The sequence below is a fragment of the Flindersiella endophytica genome (assembly GCF_054779015.1).
Genome location: NZ_BAAGYY010000023.1, coordinates 1 through 15606, shown reverse-complemented (window position 1 = coordinate 15606; position 15606 = coordinate 1). Strand labels below are relative to the sequence as shown.

At 69.2% G+C, this 15606-nt stretch carries 12 protein-coding genes; 9 read left to right on the top strand and 3 right to left on the bottom strand.

Features of this window, described 5'->3' with window-relative positions; translation table 11 throughout:
* Nucleotides 1-39: 39 nt before the first annotated feature.
* From ACYVF6_RS24450 to ACYVF6_RS24420, 7 genes are all read left to right on the top strand, one after another.
* Nucleotides 40-228 carry an SAV_915 family protein gene (locus ACYVF6_RS24450; RefSeq protein ID WP_460525543.1) on the top strand — a complete coding sequence of 63 codons (189 nt, stop codon included), beginning with the start codon at nt 40-42 and terminating at the stop codon, nt 226-228.
* A gap of 421 nt (nt 229-649) precedes the next feature.
* The gene (gene mtrA, locus ACYVF6_RS24445; RefSeq protein WP_460524837.1) at nt 650-1327 is read left to right on the top strand and encodes an MtrAB system response regulator MtrA; all 678 of its coding nucleotides are present in this window, start codon (nt 650-652) and stop codon (nt 1325-1327) included.
* 42 nt (nt 1328-1369) lie between these two features.
* Nucleotides 1370-3058 (top strand): MtrAB system histidine kinase MtrB, encoded by a 1689-nt coding sequence (gene mtrB / locus ACYVF6_RS24440; RefSeq protein ID WP_460524836.1) that lies wholly within the window; start codon nt 1370-1372, stop codon nt 3056-3058.
* The gene (locus tag ACYVF6_RS24435; RefSeq protein WP_460524835.1) at nt 3055-4842 is read left to right on the top strand and encodes an LpqB family beta-propeller domain-containing protein; all 1788 of its coding nucleotides are present in this window, start codon (nt 3055-3057) and stop codon (nt 4840-4842) included. Before mtrB ends, ACYVF6_RS24435 begins: the two co-directional genes overlap by 4 nt.
* A gap of 12 nt (nt 4843-4854) precedes the next feature.
* Nucleotides 4855-5757 carry a ComF family protein gene (locus ACYVF6_RS24430; RefSeq protein WP_460524834.1) on the top strand — a complete coding sequence of 301 codons (903 nt, stop codon included), beginning with the start codon at nt 4855-4857 and terminating at the stop codon, nt 5755-5757.
* Nucleotides 5758-6241: 484 nt separating this feature from the next.
* Nucleotides 6242-6898, top strand: coding sequence for a ribosome hibernation promotion factor (gene hpf, locus ACYVF6_RS24425; protein WP_460524833.1), 657 nt, complete (start codon nt 6242-6244; stop codon nt 6896-6898).
* A 219-nt stretch (nt 6899-7117) separates the two neighbouring features.
* Nucleotides 7118-8329 (top strand): winged helix-turn-helix domain-containing protein, encoded by a 1212-nt coding sequence (locus ACYVF6_RS24420; RefSeq protein ID WP_460524832.1) that lies wholly within the window; start codon nt 7118-7120, stop codon nt 8327-8329.
* A gap of 676 nt (nt 8330-9005) precedes the next feature.
* Here the strand turns inward: ACYVF6_RS24420 and ACYVF6_RS24415 are convergent.
* Complete coding sequence (locus ACYVF6_RS24415; RefSeq protein WP_460524831.1) at nt 9006-10115, bottom strand: GNAT family N-acetyltransferase; 1110 nt, start codon at nt 10113-10115, stop codon at nt 9006-9008.
* A gap of 125 nt (nt 10116-10240) precedes the next feature.
* Between ACYVF6_RS24415 and ACYVF6_RS24410 the strand changes: the two genes are divergently transcribed.
* Both ACYVF6_RS24410 and secA read left to right on the top strand, forming a co-directional pair.
* Complete coding sequence (locus tag ACYVF6_RS24410) at nt 10241-11071, top strand: hypothetical protein (protein ID WP_460524830.1); 831 nt, start codon at nt 10241-10243, stop codon at nt 11069-11071.
* A gap of 260 nt (nt 11072-11331) precedes the next feature.
* Nucleotides 11332-14148, top strand: coding sequence for a preprotein translocase subunit SecA (secA, locus tag ACYVF6_RS24405; protein WP_460525542.1), 2817 nt, complete (start codon nt 11332-11334; stop codon nt 14146-14148).
* Nucleotides 14149-14556: 408 nt separating this feature from the next.
* Here the strand turns inward: secA and ACYVF6_RS24400 are convergent, their stop codons facing one another.
* Both ACYVF6_RS24400 and ACYVF6_RS24395 read right to left on the bottom strand, forming a co-directional pair.
* The gene (locus ACYVF6_RS24400; protein ID WP_460524829.1) at nt 14557-15114 is read right to left on the bottom strand and encodes a hypothetical protein; all 558 of its coding nucleotides are present in this window, start codon (nt 15112-15114) and stop codon (nt 14557-14559) included.
* A gap of 240 nt (nt 15115-15354) precedes the next feature.
* Nucleotides 15355-15606 (bottom strand): Rv3235 family protein (locus ACYVF6_RS24395; RefSeq protein ID WP_460524828.1); only part of this gene is annotated, 252 nt, incomplete at its 5' end.

Sequence of the window (15606 nt, the reverse complement as noted above, 5' to 3'; positions counted from 1 at the left end):
CGCCGATGCTGTACGTGCCCTGCGCCAAGCCCTCGCCGGATTCAGCCGCGATCTCTGTCGACTTCCGAACCCTGGCCCGATGGCCGGACCGCCTTGTTGGTCTACTCCGCACTGGATCGGCTGGTCACCAACTGCGGCGAGCATCAACCCTGGGTTGTGCTTCCGGCCACCGCACTCGCCGACATCGACCGCCAGGCGTGGCGGTTGCTTCGGTCATCAGCGATCTGAACTCTTCCATCGCGGCGACGCGCATGCGCTGAAGGCAGGCAGCGTCGCGGTGACGTTCGTTCCGTACTCTCGGCTGGCCACATATGCCTGGACGTTTCTCGCGCTGGCCGCAACCTTCTCCTTCGCGTCGGCGCCGGTCTTCGTGAGCCTCATACCCGCGGACGCCATCGGCTGGCGATACGAGCGCTTCGAAGCGATGGCTTCCTGGTTCCGGCCGCGGCGTACTACGCGGTGCGGTTCTACCACGAGAACCCCGACCTGCGCCCGGAGCTCGGCACCGACGCCGGCCTCAGGCGGATCCGCCGGGCCGACTTCCCAGGTCTGGTCGACGACTGACGGCTACAGTACGTAGCTGAAACCCCGTACGCGGATCGCCGCACGTCTGCCGCGAACAATTGCAAGAAGGTGGGAACATAGGCGCATGAAGGGTCGCATCCTGGTGGTCGACGACGACCTCGCGCTCGCGGAAATGCTGGGCATCGTGCTGCGTAACGAAGGCCTGGAGGCCATGTTCTGCGGCACGGGTGACATGGCGCTGGCCAAGGTCCGCGAGACCAAGCCCGACGTCGTTCTGCTCGATCTCATGCTGCCCGGCAAGGACGGCATCGAAGTGTGCCGCGAGATCCGCGCCGAGTCCGACGTTCCGATCGTGATGCTCACGGCGAAGACCGACACGGTAGATGTCGTCCTCGGTCTGGAGTCCGGAGCCGACGACTATGTCGTCAAGCCGTTCAAGCCCAAGGAGCTCGTCGCCAGGGTCCGGGCAAGACTGCGGCGGATGGACGCCGCCGTGCCGGAGACGCTTCGGATCGGCGACCTCACCATCGACGTTCCCGGCCATGCCGTCACCCGCGAGGGCAAGCCGCTGGCGCTCACTCCGCTGGAGTTCGATCTGCTGGTGTGCCTGGCTCGCAAGCCCTGGCAGGTGTTCACCCGCGAGGAGCTGCTCGAGCAGGTGTGGGGTTACCGCCACGCCGCCGACACGCGGCTGGTCAACGTTCACGTGCAGCGGTTGCGCAGCAAGATCGAGATCGACCCCGAGCACCCGGAGATCGTCGTTACGGTGCGCGGCGTCGGCTACAAGGCCGGGACGACGTAGGCCCCAGAGAACGCCCCAGAGAACAAGGTGTGAGTGCTCACCATGTGGGCTGATTCGCGGTTGCGTACGAACCTGCGGAGGTTGGTGCCAAGGGCACTTCGACCAGCCGCCAGGGCCGTACGCTCCGGTGCCGGTTACTGGCGCCGCTCGCTGCAGCTGCGAGTCGTCGCCGGCACGTTGCTGCTCTCGACGGCCGTCATCGTGGTCACCGGATGGGTGCTCCTGCAGCAGGTCACGTCCGGGATCCTGGAGGCCAAGCAGGCCAGCGCCGTCGCCGAGGCGTCCACGGGCATCCGCGAGGCGCAGGAGACCATCGACCTCACCGAGCCCACCGACGACAGCAGTCAGGTACGCAAGGACCTCACCACCGACCTCGCCAGGCGTGGCACCCAGACCGGCCTCTACGACCTCATCCTGCGCGTCGACCGGGCTGACGACAATCAAGCCGAGCCCAGCACGGTGATCCCCGCCAACCTGGTCAGTGACCGGGTGGAGGAGAGCAGCGTTCCCGACCGTCTGCGGGAGCGCATCGAGATCGGTCAGCTCGCGATCACCTACACCGAGATCGTGCGTACGGACGGCACCCGCTCGCCCGGTCTGGTGGTGGCCTCCCGCCTGCAGGAGCCGCAGTCGGGCGCCGAGCTCACGGTGTTCTACCTCTTCGACCTCACCCAGCAGCAGGACACCCTGACCCTGCTGCAGCGCTCTCTGGTGGCGGTCGGCGTGCTGATCGTCGCGCTGCTTGGGTTCGTGGCGTGGTTCGTCACGCGGCAGGTCGTCACGCCCGTACGCATCGCCCGCAAGACCGCTGAGCGTCTCGCGGCCGGTGTGCTCGACGAGCGCATGCAGGTACGCGGCCAGGACGACCTGGCCCGGCTCGCCACGTCGTTCAACCAGATGGCGGCCAGCCTGCAGCGGCAGATCCGCCAGCTGGAAGAGCTGTCGCGGGTGCAGCGGCGGTTCGTCTCCGACGTGTCGCACGAGCTGCGCACGCCGCTCACCACCGTTCGTATGGCAGCCGACCTGCTCTACGAAGCGCGCGCCGACTTCGGCCCGGCCACCGCCCGCTCGGCCGAGCTGCTGCAGACCGAGCTGGACCGGTTCGAGTCCCTGCTGTCGGATCTACTGGAGATCAGCCGGTTCGATGCCGGCGCGGCCGTACTCGACCTCGAAGACATCGACCTGCGCATGCTCACCCAGCGCGTGGTCGACGGCGCCCGGCGACTGGCCGAACGCAGGGGCAGCAGGCTGTCGCTGCGGCTGTCGGAGCAGCCCTGCGTCGCCCAGGTCGACCCGCGGCGGATCGAGCGGGTCGTACGCAACCTCGTGGTCAACGCGATCGAGTACGGCGAGGGCCGCGACATCGACGTCCAGGTGGCCGGCGACGACCACGCCACCGCGGTCTCCGTACGCGACCACGGGATCGGGCTGAAGCCGGGCGAGTCCGCGATGGTGTTCGACCGGTTCTGGCGGGCCGACCCGGCCCGCGCACGCACCACCGGCGGCACCGGGCTCGGGCTGGCGATCGCGCTCGAAGACGTACTCCTGCACGGCGGTTGGCTGCAGGCCTGGGGCGAGCCTGGGCGCGGAGCGCACTTCCGGCTCACCGTGCCGCGGCGGTCGACCGACACGCTCGACCACTCGCCGATCCCGCTCGTACCCGACGACGCCCGCCGGCACGCGCTGGCGATCACGTCGTCGTCTCACGTGGAAGCGGGGCCGAAACGGTGAGCCGTCCGCTGCGCCGCAGGCGGCCGATGTCGACGCCGCTGCCGCTGTTGCTGCTCGCACTCGTCGCGGCGGTCTCGGTGGCGGCCGGCTGCGCGGCGGTCCCGACCAGCGGCCCGATCGTGCAGGAGACGCTGGCGCCCGCGCAGCGCGACGGCCGTACCGACATCTCGATCACCGACGTGGCACCGAAGGCCGGCGACACGCCGCTGCAGACGGTGAGCGGCTTCATCGAGGCGATGGCGTCCTACCAGCCGGGCTACAAGATGGCGCGGCAGTTCCTCACGCCGCAGGCGGCGGCCAGGTGGAAGCCCGACCGCCGGATCCTGGTCTACGAAGGCTCCCTGGAGCCGTCCGAACAAGCGAACGTCATCGCGCTGACCGGTACCCAAAACGGCGAGGTCGGCGACGACGGCGCCTGGCGGGCGGCGCCTTCCGGAAAGCGGCTCGACCAGAAGCTCACGTTGAAGAAGGTCAAGGGTGAGTGGCGGATCGACCAGCTGCCCAACCTGGTGATGATGTCGAGGAGCAGCTTCGAGGACGAGTTCGACAGCTTCAACCTCTACTTCTTCGACCCGTCGTTCGAGATCCTCGTACCCGATCCGGTCTTCCTTCCGCTGCGCAGCGACCGGGGCACGGCGCTTGCCAACGCGCTCGTTCGCGGGCCGACGCACTGGCTGGCCTCGGTCGTACGTTCGGCGGTGCCGCCCGGGTCACGGCTCGGGGTGCGCTCGGTCCAGATCGACGACAAGGTCGCGGTGGTCGACCTCGCGGAGCCGTCGCGGCGGCTGACGTCCGACCAGCACCAGCGGCTGGCGGCTCAGCTGGCGTGGACATTGCGGCAGGCCGGCGTCGATCGGGTCCGGCTGTCGGTCGACAAGGTGCCGCTGGACCAGGTCACCGACGAGGACGACCACAACCGGTTCGCTCGTTACGACCCGGCGGTCGCGGGCGCACAGCAGACGGCGTACGCCATCAGTGACGGCAGCATCGTGATGGTCGGCAGCACCCAGCTGCAGCTCCGCGCGGCCGACGTACTCGACTACGTGCCGCAGGCGTTCGCCGTCGCGCTGCGCAGCAACTCGCCGGCCGAGCCGGGCCAGGAGAAGACGGAGAACACCTTCGACCCGTTGACGCTGGTCGGCAAGGACAAGCGTTCGCTGACCGTCTACACCGGGCGGCGTACGAGCTATCGGCTGTTGCCGAAGTACCCCTTCCACAACATCCTGTCCCTGTCCAACGACCGGACCGCGCGGCTGTGGGTTGTCGACAACGATCACGGCAAGGCCCGGATCGTTGTGATCGACGAGCAGCAGCGGCCGTCGGTCGTCGCCGTGCAGGACCAGAAGGAGAGCAACATCGTCGACCTCAAGGTGTCTCGTGACGGCACCCGGGTCGCGATGCTGGTCGAGAAGAAGGTGGGGAAGGAGACACGCTCGAGCCTGCTGGTGGGGCTGATCGAGCGGGGGGAGCAGCTGCGGATTCGCGGGCTGCGCGAGGTGGAGACGGGGTACGCCCAGCTCAGCGACCTCTCGTGGTCGGGCACCTCCGAGCTGGTGATGCTGGTCCGGAACACCACCGACGAGGTGAACGACGTGCTCCGCGTCTCGGTCGACGGATGGCAGACCTCGCTGGTCAACGACGCGCCGGCCGCACCGATGACGCTGGAGGCGGCACCCGGACGACCGCTGATCGTGGTCGACGAGTCGAAGGTGCTGTTCGTCCAGGACGACCGGCCGCCGTGGAACAACCTCGGCCAGGCCCTCCGGCCGGCGTACGCGGGCTGAGGAGGGTTTTCGATGCGCGGCTTCGGGCTGACAGGCGCCGCGCGGGTCGTACGCCTCCTGGTCTCAGATGATCTGCCCGACCTGCTGCTGGGCAGCCGCTGCGTCGGCTGCGACCGCCCGGGACGCGCCTTGTGCTCGGTTTGTGGCATGGGACTGGCGGGTCCGGCCCGCCCCACCGCGCCGACGCCCGCACCACCGGGGCTCCCTCCGGTCTGGGCGACAGCTGGGTACGGCGGAGTCGTCCGAGCCGCGTTGATCGCCCACAAAGAACGCGGCCGGGTGACGCTGGCCGCCCCACTCGGCGCCGCCCTCGCCCTGGCGATCGAGGCAGGTGCCACAGCCACCGCACCACCCGATGGCGCCACCGCGACACCGGGCATCGCCGCCGCGCTCACCACTACCGATGCCACCGCCGCGCCGGGCGGCCGTGGCGTGACCGGTGCCGATGCCGCCAGCTCCGTGAACCCCTCCGGCGTCGCGGGTGCGGTGGGGGCGACACGGACGGTGACCAGGGCCAGCACCGACGAGGAGTTGCTGGTCGTTCCCGTTCCATCCGCCGGCCGGGCAGTCCGCGAGCGCGGCTACGACCCCATGCTCGCCATCGCCCGGCAGGCGGTCCGGCAGTTGCGCCGCTCCGGCCACCGGGCGCGCCTCGTTCGTCCGGTGAGGCTCAACCGCCGGGTCGCGGACCAGACCGAGCTCGGCGCCGCCGATCGGATGGCGAACCTCGCCGGCGCGTTCTCCGTCCCCAAGCGGCACCGCAGCACCATCGCCGGCCGGACGGTCGTACTCGTCGACGACCTGATGACCACCGGCGCGACACTCCACGCCGTCGCCGCCGCCCTGCGGTCGGCCGGAGCGCGAGTCACAGCCGCGGCCGTGGTCGCCGCGACCCCACGAGATTCCGGTACGTGAGAAGGCGGCAACACCTCTGAAACCGGTTTTCGGCAAAGAAAAGGACGTTTAGACAAGATCGAGTTGCCTCCGCCTGTTCCGTGTTGGCGATGTTGCAGCTACGGTCGTCCTATGGCACCCGCCCGGGTCCGTGGTTGCGTCGGGGGACGCCTCCCTATGGGAGTTTTCACCCGGCAAGCCGATGCCAGCCGCAGGCTAAACGGCCCACGTAAGGCGACTTCTCGTCGTCCGATCACGGTGCGGCTTAGACGTAAGACCTGCCTCTGCGGAGGGTCCGATGCCCTCCGAGCAGGGAGAAGGGGAGTAGTGGCTACCAAACGCTTGATGCGGCCGCGAGACCCTCGGCAGGCGGATGTGGGGACGAAGACCAGGTCGGCCGGGTGGGTGCTCTCCTCCAACGGGGTAGGGATGAAAACGGGGTAGGGAAGAAGTGGATTCGAGTCCATGAGCCAAATCCGCACAGCTCGACGAGTGGGAGGTTCGAGTGGACGTAGTGGTCAAGGGTCGTCACTGCTCGGTGACCGATCGTTTTCGCACGCAGGTCGAGGACAAGATCGTTCGATTGGAGCGGTTCGCCGCGAAGATCATTCGGGTGGAAGTGGAGGTTTCCAAGGAACGCAACCCCCGGCTGGCCGATCGATCGGAACGGGTGGAACTCACCGTGTTGTCCAAGGGGCCGGCCGTACGCGCGGAAGCGGCCGCCGATGATCGCTATGCCGCGCTCGATCTAGCTCTCGACAAACTTCTCTCCCGACTACGCAAGGCCGCCGACCGCAAGCGCATCCACCATGGCTCGCGCACCCCGGTCTCGGTTGCCAAGGCGACCGCCGGCCTCTCCAACGGCCGCGGCTCGTCCAACGGCACAGTGACCGACGCCGGACCGTCCGACCTCACCGCTCGTGAAGAGCCCACCCACACCTCCGTCGCCGGCATCGACGTCGTGGGCGACGGGCCGCTGGTCGTACGCGAGAAGACGCACCAGGCGATGCCGATCACGCTCGACCAGGCGTTGTACGAGATGGAGCTCGTCGGACACGACTTCTACCTCTACATCGACGCCGACTCCAAGCAGGCCAGCGTCGTCTACCGCCGGCGCGGTTACGACTACGGCGTGATCCGGCTGGAGGGCCCCACCCTCTGACCGACTGGCGTTGATCTTGGGTGGCCGGCCTATGGGTCGGTCGCCCTGCCCAGGCGGGCTGCGGCGGCCCCGGCATCCACGCTCGCTGCGTTGTCGTCGATCGCCGGAGGCCCCTCCTGGCTCCTCCTCCGCCTTGCGAGCGCGGCGCCGGGACCGTCCTCGCTTCCACCTGGGCAGAGCGACCGACCCATGTCGGTGCCCCGTGCGACGATTCCGTACGTGGACGTACTGACAACCGCGCAGGCCAGGCGAATCACGCTGGCCGCCCAGGGATTCGCCGACCCGCGCCCTCGCGGCCGGGTCGACGCCCGTGCGCTCGCGCGGGTGCTGGGGCGAATCGGGCTGATCCAGATCGACTCGGTCAACGTGCTCAGCCGAGCACAGTACCTACCGCTGTGGAGCCGGCTCGGGCCGTACGCCACATCGGTGCTCGACAAGGCGGCCGGCGTCGCGCCACGCCGGCTGTTCGAATACTGGGCGCACGTCGCGTCGCTGGTGCCGGTCGAGACACAGCCGGCGTTGCGGTTCCGGATGGAGCGGGCCGCGCAGCAGGCGTGGGGCAGCATGCGCCGGATCGCACAGGACAACCCCGACTTCGTCGACTGGGTCCTCGGCGAAGTCCGCGACAAGGGTCCGTTGACGGCGCGCGAGATCGAGCACGACGTGCCGCGCCGTAAGGACCACTGGGGCTGGAACTGGTCCGAGGTCAAGATCGCGCTCGAGTGGCTGTTCTACTGCGGCGAGGTCACCTGCGCGCGGCGCAACGGCCAGTTCGAGCGGGTCTACGACCTGCCGTCGCGGGTGTTCCCGGCCACCGTGCTCGCCACCCCGACGCCGACTGTCGAGGAGGCGCACCGTGAGCTGGTGCGCATCGCGGCGCGGGCCTACGGCGTGAGCACCCAGCAGTGCCTCCGCGACTACTTCCGCCTCACCCCGGCCGAGACCGCCACGGCCGTCGCCTCCCTGGTCGAGGACGGCGAGCTGCAACCGGTGAAGATCGAAGGCTGGAACCGCCAGGCCTACCTCCACTCCGAGGCGCGGATCCCACGCAGGGTCAACACGCGGGCGCTCGTCGGCCCGTTCGACTCGGTGATGTTCGAGCGCACCCGCCTGGAGCGAATCTTCGGCTTCGACTACCGCATCGAGATCTACGTCCCGGCGCCGAAGCGCAACTACGGCTACTACGTCCTCCCCTTCCTCCTGGGCGATCGCTTCGTCGCCCGCGTCGACCTCAAAGCCGACCGGCCGGCGGGCGTCCTCCGGGTCCAGGGCGCCTTCGCCGAAGACCACGCCCCACCGGAGACCGCCGAGGAGCTCGCCACCGAACTGCTGTCAATGGCCGAATGGCTCGGCCTCTCCGACGTCGCCGTCGCCCCACGCGGCGACCTCGCCGAACCTCTGAACGTCTCGATCAAGCGCATGTCCGGCTGACCCAAGCCCGGCGCGCAAAGGCGCCCTGCGAACCGGCGCGCTCCGGGCGATCGCTGGCCAGCCGACGCACTCAGTGAGTCGGACGGCGCACGACCGCGCCTGTGCAGCCGACGCGGCCGATGACCGGTGGGCTGTCCCGCCGCCCGGGACAACATCGGGATGGCTCCACGAGCTGACAACGACGGGAGCGCGGCGACGGCTACACACGAGGCTGCGGTACGTCGGCACAACGCGCGGGTGGGTGGGCGTGGAGATGTAAAAGGGGCGGCTGCCTCCCACGCCTGGCAGCCGCCCCGGTCCCGGTGACCTTCGCAGGTCCGTCCTCCCCGAGCAGAGGGGTCAAACCGCGGGTGCTGGACCTCGTGGTCCCGCCGGGTCTGTCCGAGCATGCCATCCCCTATAGCAGGGCGTGACACCACCCGTCCCTTTTGACCCATTTCTCCGCGTACGGATCGGCCGATCGCCAATCTAAACCTCACTCAGGGTGGCAATTCACCGGCACGCCGGCGTGCCCGCGGACCGCCGCTCTACGCGTGAGCCGTCTCGCGAACGGACCGAGTGCCTCGCGGATGAGCGGGTGGGCATCGGTCCTGCCGGCCGGGTTGCCGGTCCGGGACCTGAGCAGCGGGCCGAAGCTGCCGTCACCGTCGTCCGTGTCGGGACCGCCGCCGGCCGGTCACTTCAGCAGGATGTCGAAGTTCACCAGGTCGTCGAAGGTCTGGTCGCCGAGCAGCTCAGCCGAACGCGACGTCCCCGTCGCCGTGAAGCCGGCCTTCGCCGCGACCCGTTGCGACCCCACGTTCCCCGCGGCCGCGCGGAGGGTGAGCCGGCGCAGTCCCAAGCCGCCCTCGTCGACCGGGATCGAGGCGTGTCGCACCAGCACGCGCACCGCATCGGTCGCCACTCCGCGTCCGCGCGCCGCCGGGTGCATCCAGTACCCCACCTCCGCCGAACGCAACGAGGCGTTGACGTCCATCAGTGCGAAAGCTCCGATCATCCGATCAGTCTCGGGGTCAGCCGCCGCCCAATAGATCCCCAGGCCCGAAGCGTGCTCCTCCTCGCGGCTCTGGATGTACCCCAGCGCCGCCTCATATGTGTACGGGTCCGGCAGCCCACCGATCCAGTGCCGCGTCTGCGGGTCGGAGCACCCCTCGACACACGCCCGCGCGTCGGCGTCGCGGAACCGGCGCAGCACGCAGACCGAGCCGTTCAACGTCGGTACGTCGAACCACGGGTTGCGCGCCAGCCGCCGGTCGCTCGCGAGCAGCGAGCCGACCCACATGTCGCGCCGTTCGCCGCGGGACGAGCCGAAACCGCGGATCGTTCCCTCCATCCGGAACCCCGTCGCCCACGCCACTCGCCGCGACGCCCAGTTGCCCACGACCGCCTGCCAGTGCACGACGCCGAGGCCGAGTCCGTCCGACGCGAACGCCCAGTCGAGCAGGGTGCGCGCCGCCGTGCCCATCAGGCCCCGCCCGCGCGCCTTCGACCGCAGACCGAAACCCACCTCGGCGCGCCCGCCGTCGCTCGGCCGCAGGTCGATCGTCCCCAGGAACTCGTCCGACCGTGCGTCGGCGATCGCGAACGCGAGGTAGGTGCCGTCTCGCCAGCCGTCCGGCACGACCTGGCGGATGAACTGCTCGGCGTGTTCGCGCGTGTACGGAACGGGGATCGTCGTCCAGGCCTGCGTCGCGGGGTCCTGGCACTGGTCCAGCACGCCGTCGATGTCCTTGTCCAGATGTGGCCGCAGGACGATCGCGCCCGCCGGCAGCGTACGTGGTTCCATACCGGGCGATCTTTCCATCCGCCCGATGAACACGCGGGTCGGCGGGGCTGGTGCCGCGACGCCGTTATGCCCCAAGATGGCTGGGAGCAGCAGGCCCAGCCAAGCGGGGAGGGGAGCGCTTACCCATGACTCAGCCGCCGAGCGGACACTCCGCCGAGCAAGATCCGGATCAGCAGCCGGGCGGCCAGCACGCCGCCTGGCCTCCGTACGGTGGGCAGCAGCCGCCCCAGCCCCAGCAGCCTTACCAGCAGCAGCCCTACCAGTCACCTGGCCAACAGCCGCCATACGGTGGCCAGCCGAGCCAGCCCGGTCAGCCGGGCCAGCAGTACGGGCAACCGCAACAGCAGCCGTCCGGCGGCGGTCAGCAGTACGGCGGTCCCGGCGCCCAGCCAGGTCAACCCGGTCAGCCGGGCCAACCAGGCCAGCAGCCCTACCAGCAGCCGGGCCAGCCGGTCTGGGCCCAGGGCGGCCAGCCGGGCTACCAGGCGTACCCAGGCCAGTACCAACAGCAGTTCCATCAGGCGCAGTACGGCACCGACGAGACCGACGCCGCCTCCGACATCTTCGGCGGCATCCTGCTGGTGCTCGCCGGCCTGGCCGGCGTCCTGCAGCCGTTCCTCTTCACCTGGGCTTCCGGCAGCAGCGGCTGGCGGATCTTCGACATCATGGGCTTCGGCTTCGCCCAGTCCCAGATCCTCGGCATGGCGCCGGTCGTCGGCCTGGGGGCCGGCGCGTTGATGATCCTGCTGTCGATCGGGTGCTTCGCGCGGATGCGCAGCCGGATCGGGATCGCGCTCCCCGCCCTGCTGCTGTCGCTGATCGTGCTCGGGTTCGCCGGCTACATCGCGTACAAGTCGAACTTCGAGTTCGATTTCTACGGCATCGGCTTCTACGGCTTCATCGCCTGCGGCCTGCTCGGGCTGATCGGCTCGATCAAGGCGTTCGCCAGCCGCTGACGACCGCCGGCGCGCCCGGATGGCAAGATCGCGCCTTCGCCGTGGCACTTAACGCTGCGCGAACACGTTCTACTACCGTCGTCGCCTACGATGGCTGGAGCGACGGTTGGAGCCGAGTTGCCTGCCGGACCCCAGCGGCGCCGGCAGAGCCTCGACCGAGGCTCCGACCATGGCCCGAAAACCATGATGCGAACCATGGCGCCTGAGAACCGACAAACGAGCCGAGGAGCCGAGAGTCCGTGCCTGTCTTGATCGACAAGATGCTGCACGCCGGCGAGGGACGCACCCTCAAGCGGATGCAAAACATCGCCAAGCAGGTCAACGCGATCGAAGAAGACTTCGCTCGCATGACCGACGCCGAACTGCGCGGCATGACCGACGAGTTCAAGCAACGCCTGGCCGACGGCGAGACGCTGGACGACATCCTCCCCGAGGCGTTCGCGGCGTTCCGCGAAGCTTCCAAGCGGACGATCGGGAAGCGGCACTTCGACGTCCAGCTCACCGGTGCGGCGGCCCTGCACAAGGGCTACATCGCCGAGATGAAGACCGGTGAGGGCAAGACGTTCGTCTCCGGTCCGGCCGCCTACCTCAACGCACTCGAGGGCAAGGGCGTCCACGTCGTCACGGTCAACGACTACCTCGCGCAGTACCAAGGCGAGCTGATGGGCCGCGTCCACCACTTCCTCGGCCTCACCGTCGATGTGATCCTGGCGCACATGACGCCGGCCGAGCGGCGGGTCGCGTACGCCGCCGACATCACCTACGGCACCAACAACGAGTTCGGCTTCGACTACCTCCGCGACAACATGGCCGGCACGCTCGAAGAATGCGTGCAGCGCGGCCACAACTTCGCGGTCGTCGACGAGGTTGACTCGATCCTGATCGACGAGGCGCGGACCCCGCTGATCATCTCCGGCCCGGCCAGCGACCAGGACGTCGAGAAGTACGCCCACTTCGCCAACCTCGCGGCCAAGATGCGCAAGCACCCGCCGCGGCAGGACCACGAGGAGATCCTCCCCGACTACGACTACGAGGTCGACCCGAAGCAGCGCACGATCGGCGTGCTCGAGCCGGCCATCGACAAGGTCGAGGACTTCTACGGCATCGACAACCTCTACGAGGCCGCCAACACCACGCTCGTCCAGTACCTCAACAACGCGATCCGGGCCAAGGAGCTGTTCACTCGCGACAAGGACTACGTCGTGATGGACAACGAAGTGCTGATCGTCGACGAGCACACCGGTCGCATGCTGCACGGACGTCGCTACAACGAGGGCCTGCACCAGGCGATCGAGGCCAAGGAAGGCGTCGCGGTCCAGGGCGAGAACCAGACGCTGGCGACCATCACGCTGCAGAACTACTTCCGGCTCTACTCCAAGCTGTCCGGCATGACCGGTACGGCCAAGACCGAGGAGTCGGAGTTCAACAAGATCTACGGCGTCGGCGTCATGGTCATCCCGACCAACCGGCCGATGATCCGCAAGGACCAGCCGGACAAGATCTTCCGTACGCCTGAGGCGAAGTTCGCGGCGGTCGTGAAGGACATCGCGGAGCGGCACGCGACCGGTCAGCCGGTGCTGGTCGGCACGACCAGCGTCGAGCAGTCCGAGCTGCTGGCGCACCTGCTCAAGCGGACCGGAGTCAAGCACGAGGTGCTGAACGCCAAGCAGCACGCTCGGGAGGCGGCGATCGTCGCCGAAGCGGGCCGGCTCAACGCCGTCACGGTCGCGACCAACATGGCCGGCCGAGGCACCGACATCATGCTCGGCGGCAACTCCGAGTTCCTGGCCGACGCCGAGCTTCGTCAGCACGGGCTCGACCCGGTAGACACACCCGACGAGTACGAACGTGCCTGGCTGCCCACGTTGGAGCGGATCGAGAAGGCCGTCGCGGCCGAGCACGACCAGGTGGTGCAGCTCGGCGGGCTCTACGTCGTAGGCACCGAGCGCCACGACTCGCGGCGGATCGACAACCAGCTGCGTGGACGTTCCGGTCGCCAGGGCGACCCGGGCGAGAGCCGCTTCTACCTCTCCCTCGGCGACGAGCTGATGCGCCGGTTCCGGGCCGACTGGGTCGAGCGCGTACTCACGTTCATGAACATCCCGGACGACCAGCCGATCGAGGACAAGCGCGTCACGAAGATGATCGCCAACGTCCAGGCGCAGGTCGAGTCGATGCACTTCGAGAGCCGGAAGCAGGTTCTGAAGTACGACGACGTGCTCAACCGCCAGCGGCACGTGATCTACGGCGAGCGGCGCACCGTTCTGGAGGGCGAGGACGTCCACGACCAGGTCGTCGGGTTCATCGACGACGCGGTCGCCGATTTCGTCACCGGTGCGACGCAGACGGGCTATGTCGAGGAGTGGGATCTCGACCAGCTCTGGAACGACCTCAAGGGTCTGTACCCCCTGAGCCTCGACCTCGACGAGCTGGAGGAGCGGGCCGGTGGCCGCGGTGGGCTGACGGCCGAGTTCCTGACCGAGGAGCTGCAGCAGGACGCGCAGGAGGCCTACCGCCGCCGCGAGGCGGAGTTCGGATCCGACCTGCTGCGCGACATCGAGCGGCAGGTGATCCTGTTCGTACTCGACCACAGGTGGCGTGAGCACCTGTACGAGATGGACTACCTCCGCGAGGGCATCGGGCTTCGGGCGTACGCACAGCGGGACCCGCTGGTGGAGTACCAGCGCGAGGGCTTCGAGCTGTTCGAGGTCATGATGGACGCGATCAAGGAAGAGTCGGTCCGGCTGCTGTTCAACGCGCCGGTGCAGCGCGCCGAGCCGACCATCCCCGAGGACGGCCAGCCTGTCGACGGCGAGCTGCCCGCCGACCACCCGCACGCGGTGCTACAGGGCCTGTCGGCACCTCGGACGCCGGCGCAGCTGTCGTACAGCGCCCCCACGATCGACGGCGAAGGCGGCGTCATCCGGCGAACCGAACGCAACAGCGCCGCCGGAGATGGCGCGGACGGCGACATCGACTTCTCGGGAACGCCGCGCAACGCTCCCTGCCCGTGCGGCTCCGGCCGCAAGTACAAGCGCTGCCACGGCGACCCGAAGGTCCGGGCCCGCATGCAGTAAGCGCAGATAAGCGAACCATCACCACCCGCCCACCTCGACCGAGCGACCAGCTCCGAGGTAGGCGGGTGGTTGCTTTCCAGCCCCGCCGATACCAGCCGGCGTCGAGGGGTTCGTGATGTGGAACAGGAGCAGGCGCCCGGGGAGCCGGTGCCTGCGTGTGCGGCCGAGCGCACCCGGCATCGGCGGCCGAGAAGGCCGCAGGAGCACGACTGAGCCGGCCGCGCGGCATGGCCGCATGGCGCAGCCAGCTCGATCGGCGCCGCCGGGCGACCTGTCACTGACAAGGAGCGAGGTAGCTTGCTGAGCCGTCGACCGCGTGGCTGTGCCGGCCATCGCTGCGGCCCGGATCTCAGTGGCGGTGGCGGGGCGACCGGGCCGGCGGCTTCGGCTTTGGCGCGCGGGTGTGTGTCAGGTGGAGCGGGACTCGCGCTGGAACTTCAGCTCCGACTCGTCGACGTGGTACTGGTAGGTCGAGCCGTCGGGCCAGGCGAGGGTGCGGCTCGAGGGGCGGAGCGTCGGCGCGGTTGGTTTGGCGGCCTGCCACAGGAACACTGCCGGCGGGCTGTCCTTCGGGTCGTAGAAGCTGAAGCCGGTCTCGATCACGCCCACGTGCGATTCGGAGTAGGCGAGCCAGGGGCTCCTGGCCGGCCGCGCAGCGTCGACGAGGGCGAGGGCGGCAGCGTCCGCTGGGCCGGTGACGCGGCCTTCGCGGAAGAAGACGTGGACGGGCTGGCCGCTCATCAACGTGAGGGCAGCGCTGGCAATGCCGCCGACGGTTCCGCGGAGGAGGTTCCAGAAGAAGCGCCGGATCAGCCGCTTGCCCTTGATCGTGCCGTCCCTGCGCCGGCCGGGTACGTCGAACACCGGCTTGACGTCGCCCAGGTGGACCACGGTGACCGGCTCGCCCCACTCGCTCTCGGCCAGCGCTTGGGCGCGCCGGCGGAACTCAGGGTTGGAATGCGCCATGAACGCTCAGGTTAACGATGAGAAGGAACGGGAGGTTGTGTGCACCACCCGCTGCCACAACCTCCCGCTCCCTCCCACGCGAGGTCTGCGGCACCGGCGGAAGACGGAGACCGCAGTGTGGGCTGCCTGCCCGCCGCCGGTTTGGGCGACGGACAGGCAACACCCCTCTGGCCCCCGTCTGGGCACCCCCGTAATCTCGGCACCCCCGTAAGTGCGTAGTGGCTAGAACGAGCGAACGAGCTAGCCGAGCTCCAGTGCGGTGCAGCGCCAACGGCCGTCGAGGCCCTCGATGCGTACCGCGATCGCGCGCGAACGACTGCCGTGCTGTACGTGGACCGCGGCCTCGGCCACGCCGTCGGCGGGTTCGGACACGTGGACCGAGCGGACCGCCAGGCGGCCGGCGGCCGAGCCCGCGCGGCTCAGCGCGCGACCACCGCGTCCGGCGGGGCCGCGGCGCTGCCGCTGCCGCGGGTGGCCGATCGCCTGGACCGG

Coding starts and splice junctions, on each gene's coding strand:
- ACYVF6_RS24400 (WP_460524829.1), bottom strand. CDS start 15,114: ATGGCGCATTCCAACCCTGAGTTCCGCCGGCGCGCCCAAGCGCTGGCC.
- ACYVF6_RS24430 (WP_460524834.1), top strand. CDS start 4,855: ATGCGCGGCTTCGGGCTGACAGGCGCCGCGCGGGTCGTACGCCTCCTG.
- ACYVF6_RS24410 (WP_460524830.1), top strand. CDS start 10,241: ATGACTCAGCCGCCGAGCGGACACTCCGCCGAGCAAGATCCGGATCAG.
- mtrA (WP_460524837.1), top strand. CDS start 650: ATGAAGGGTCGCATCCTGGTGGTCGACGACGACCTCGCGCTCGCGGAA.
- ACYVF6_RS24415 (WP_460524831.1), bottom strand. CDS start 10,115: ATGGAACCACGTACGCTGCCGGCGGGCGCGATCGTCCTGCGGCCACAT.
- secA (WP_460525542.1), top strand. CDS start 11,332: ATGCTGCACGCCGGCGAGGGACGCACCCTCAAGCGGATGCAAAACATC.
- mtrB (WP_460524836.1), top strand. CDS start 1,370: ATGTGGGCTGATTCGCGGTTGCGTACGAACCTGCGGAGGTTGGTGCCA.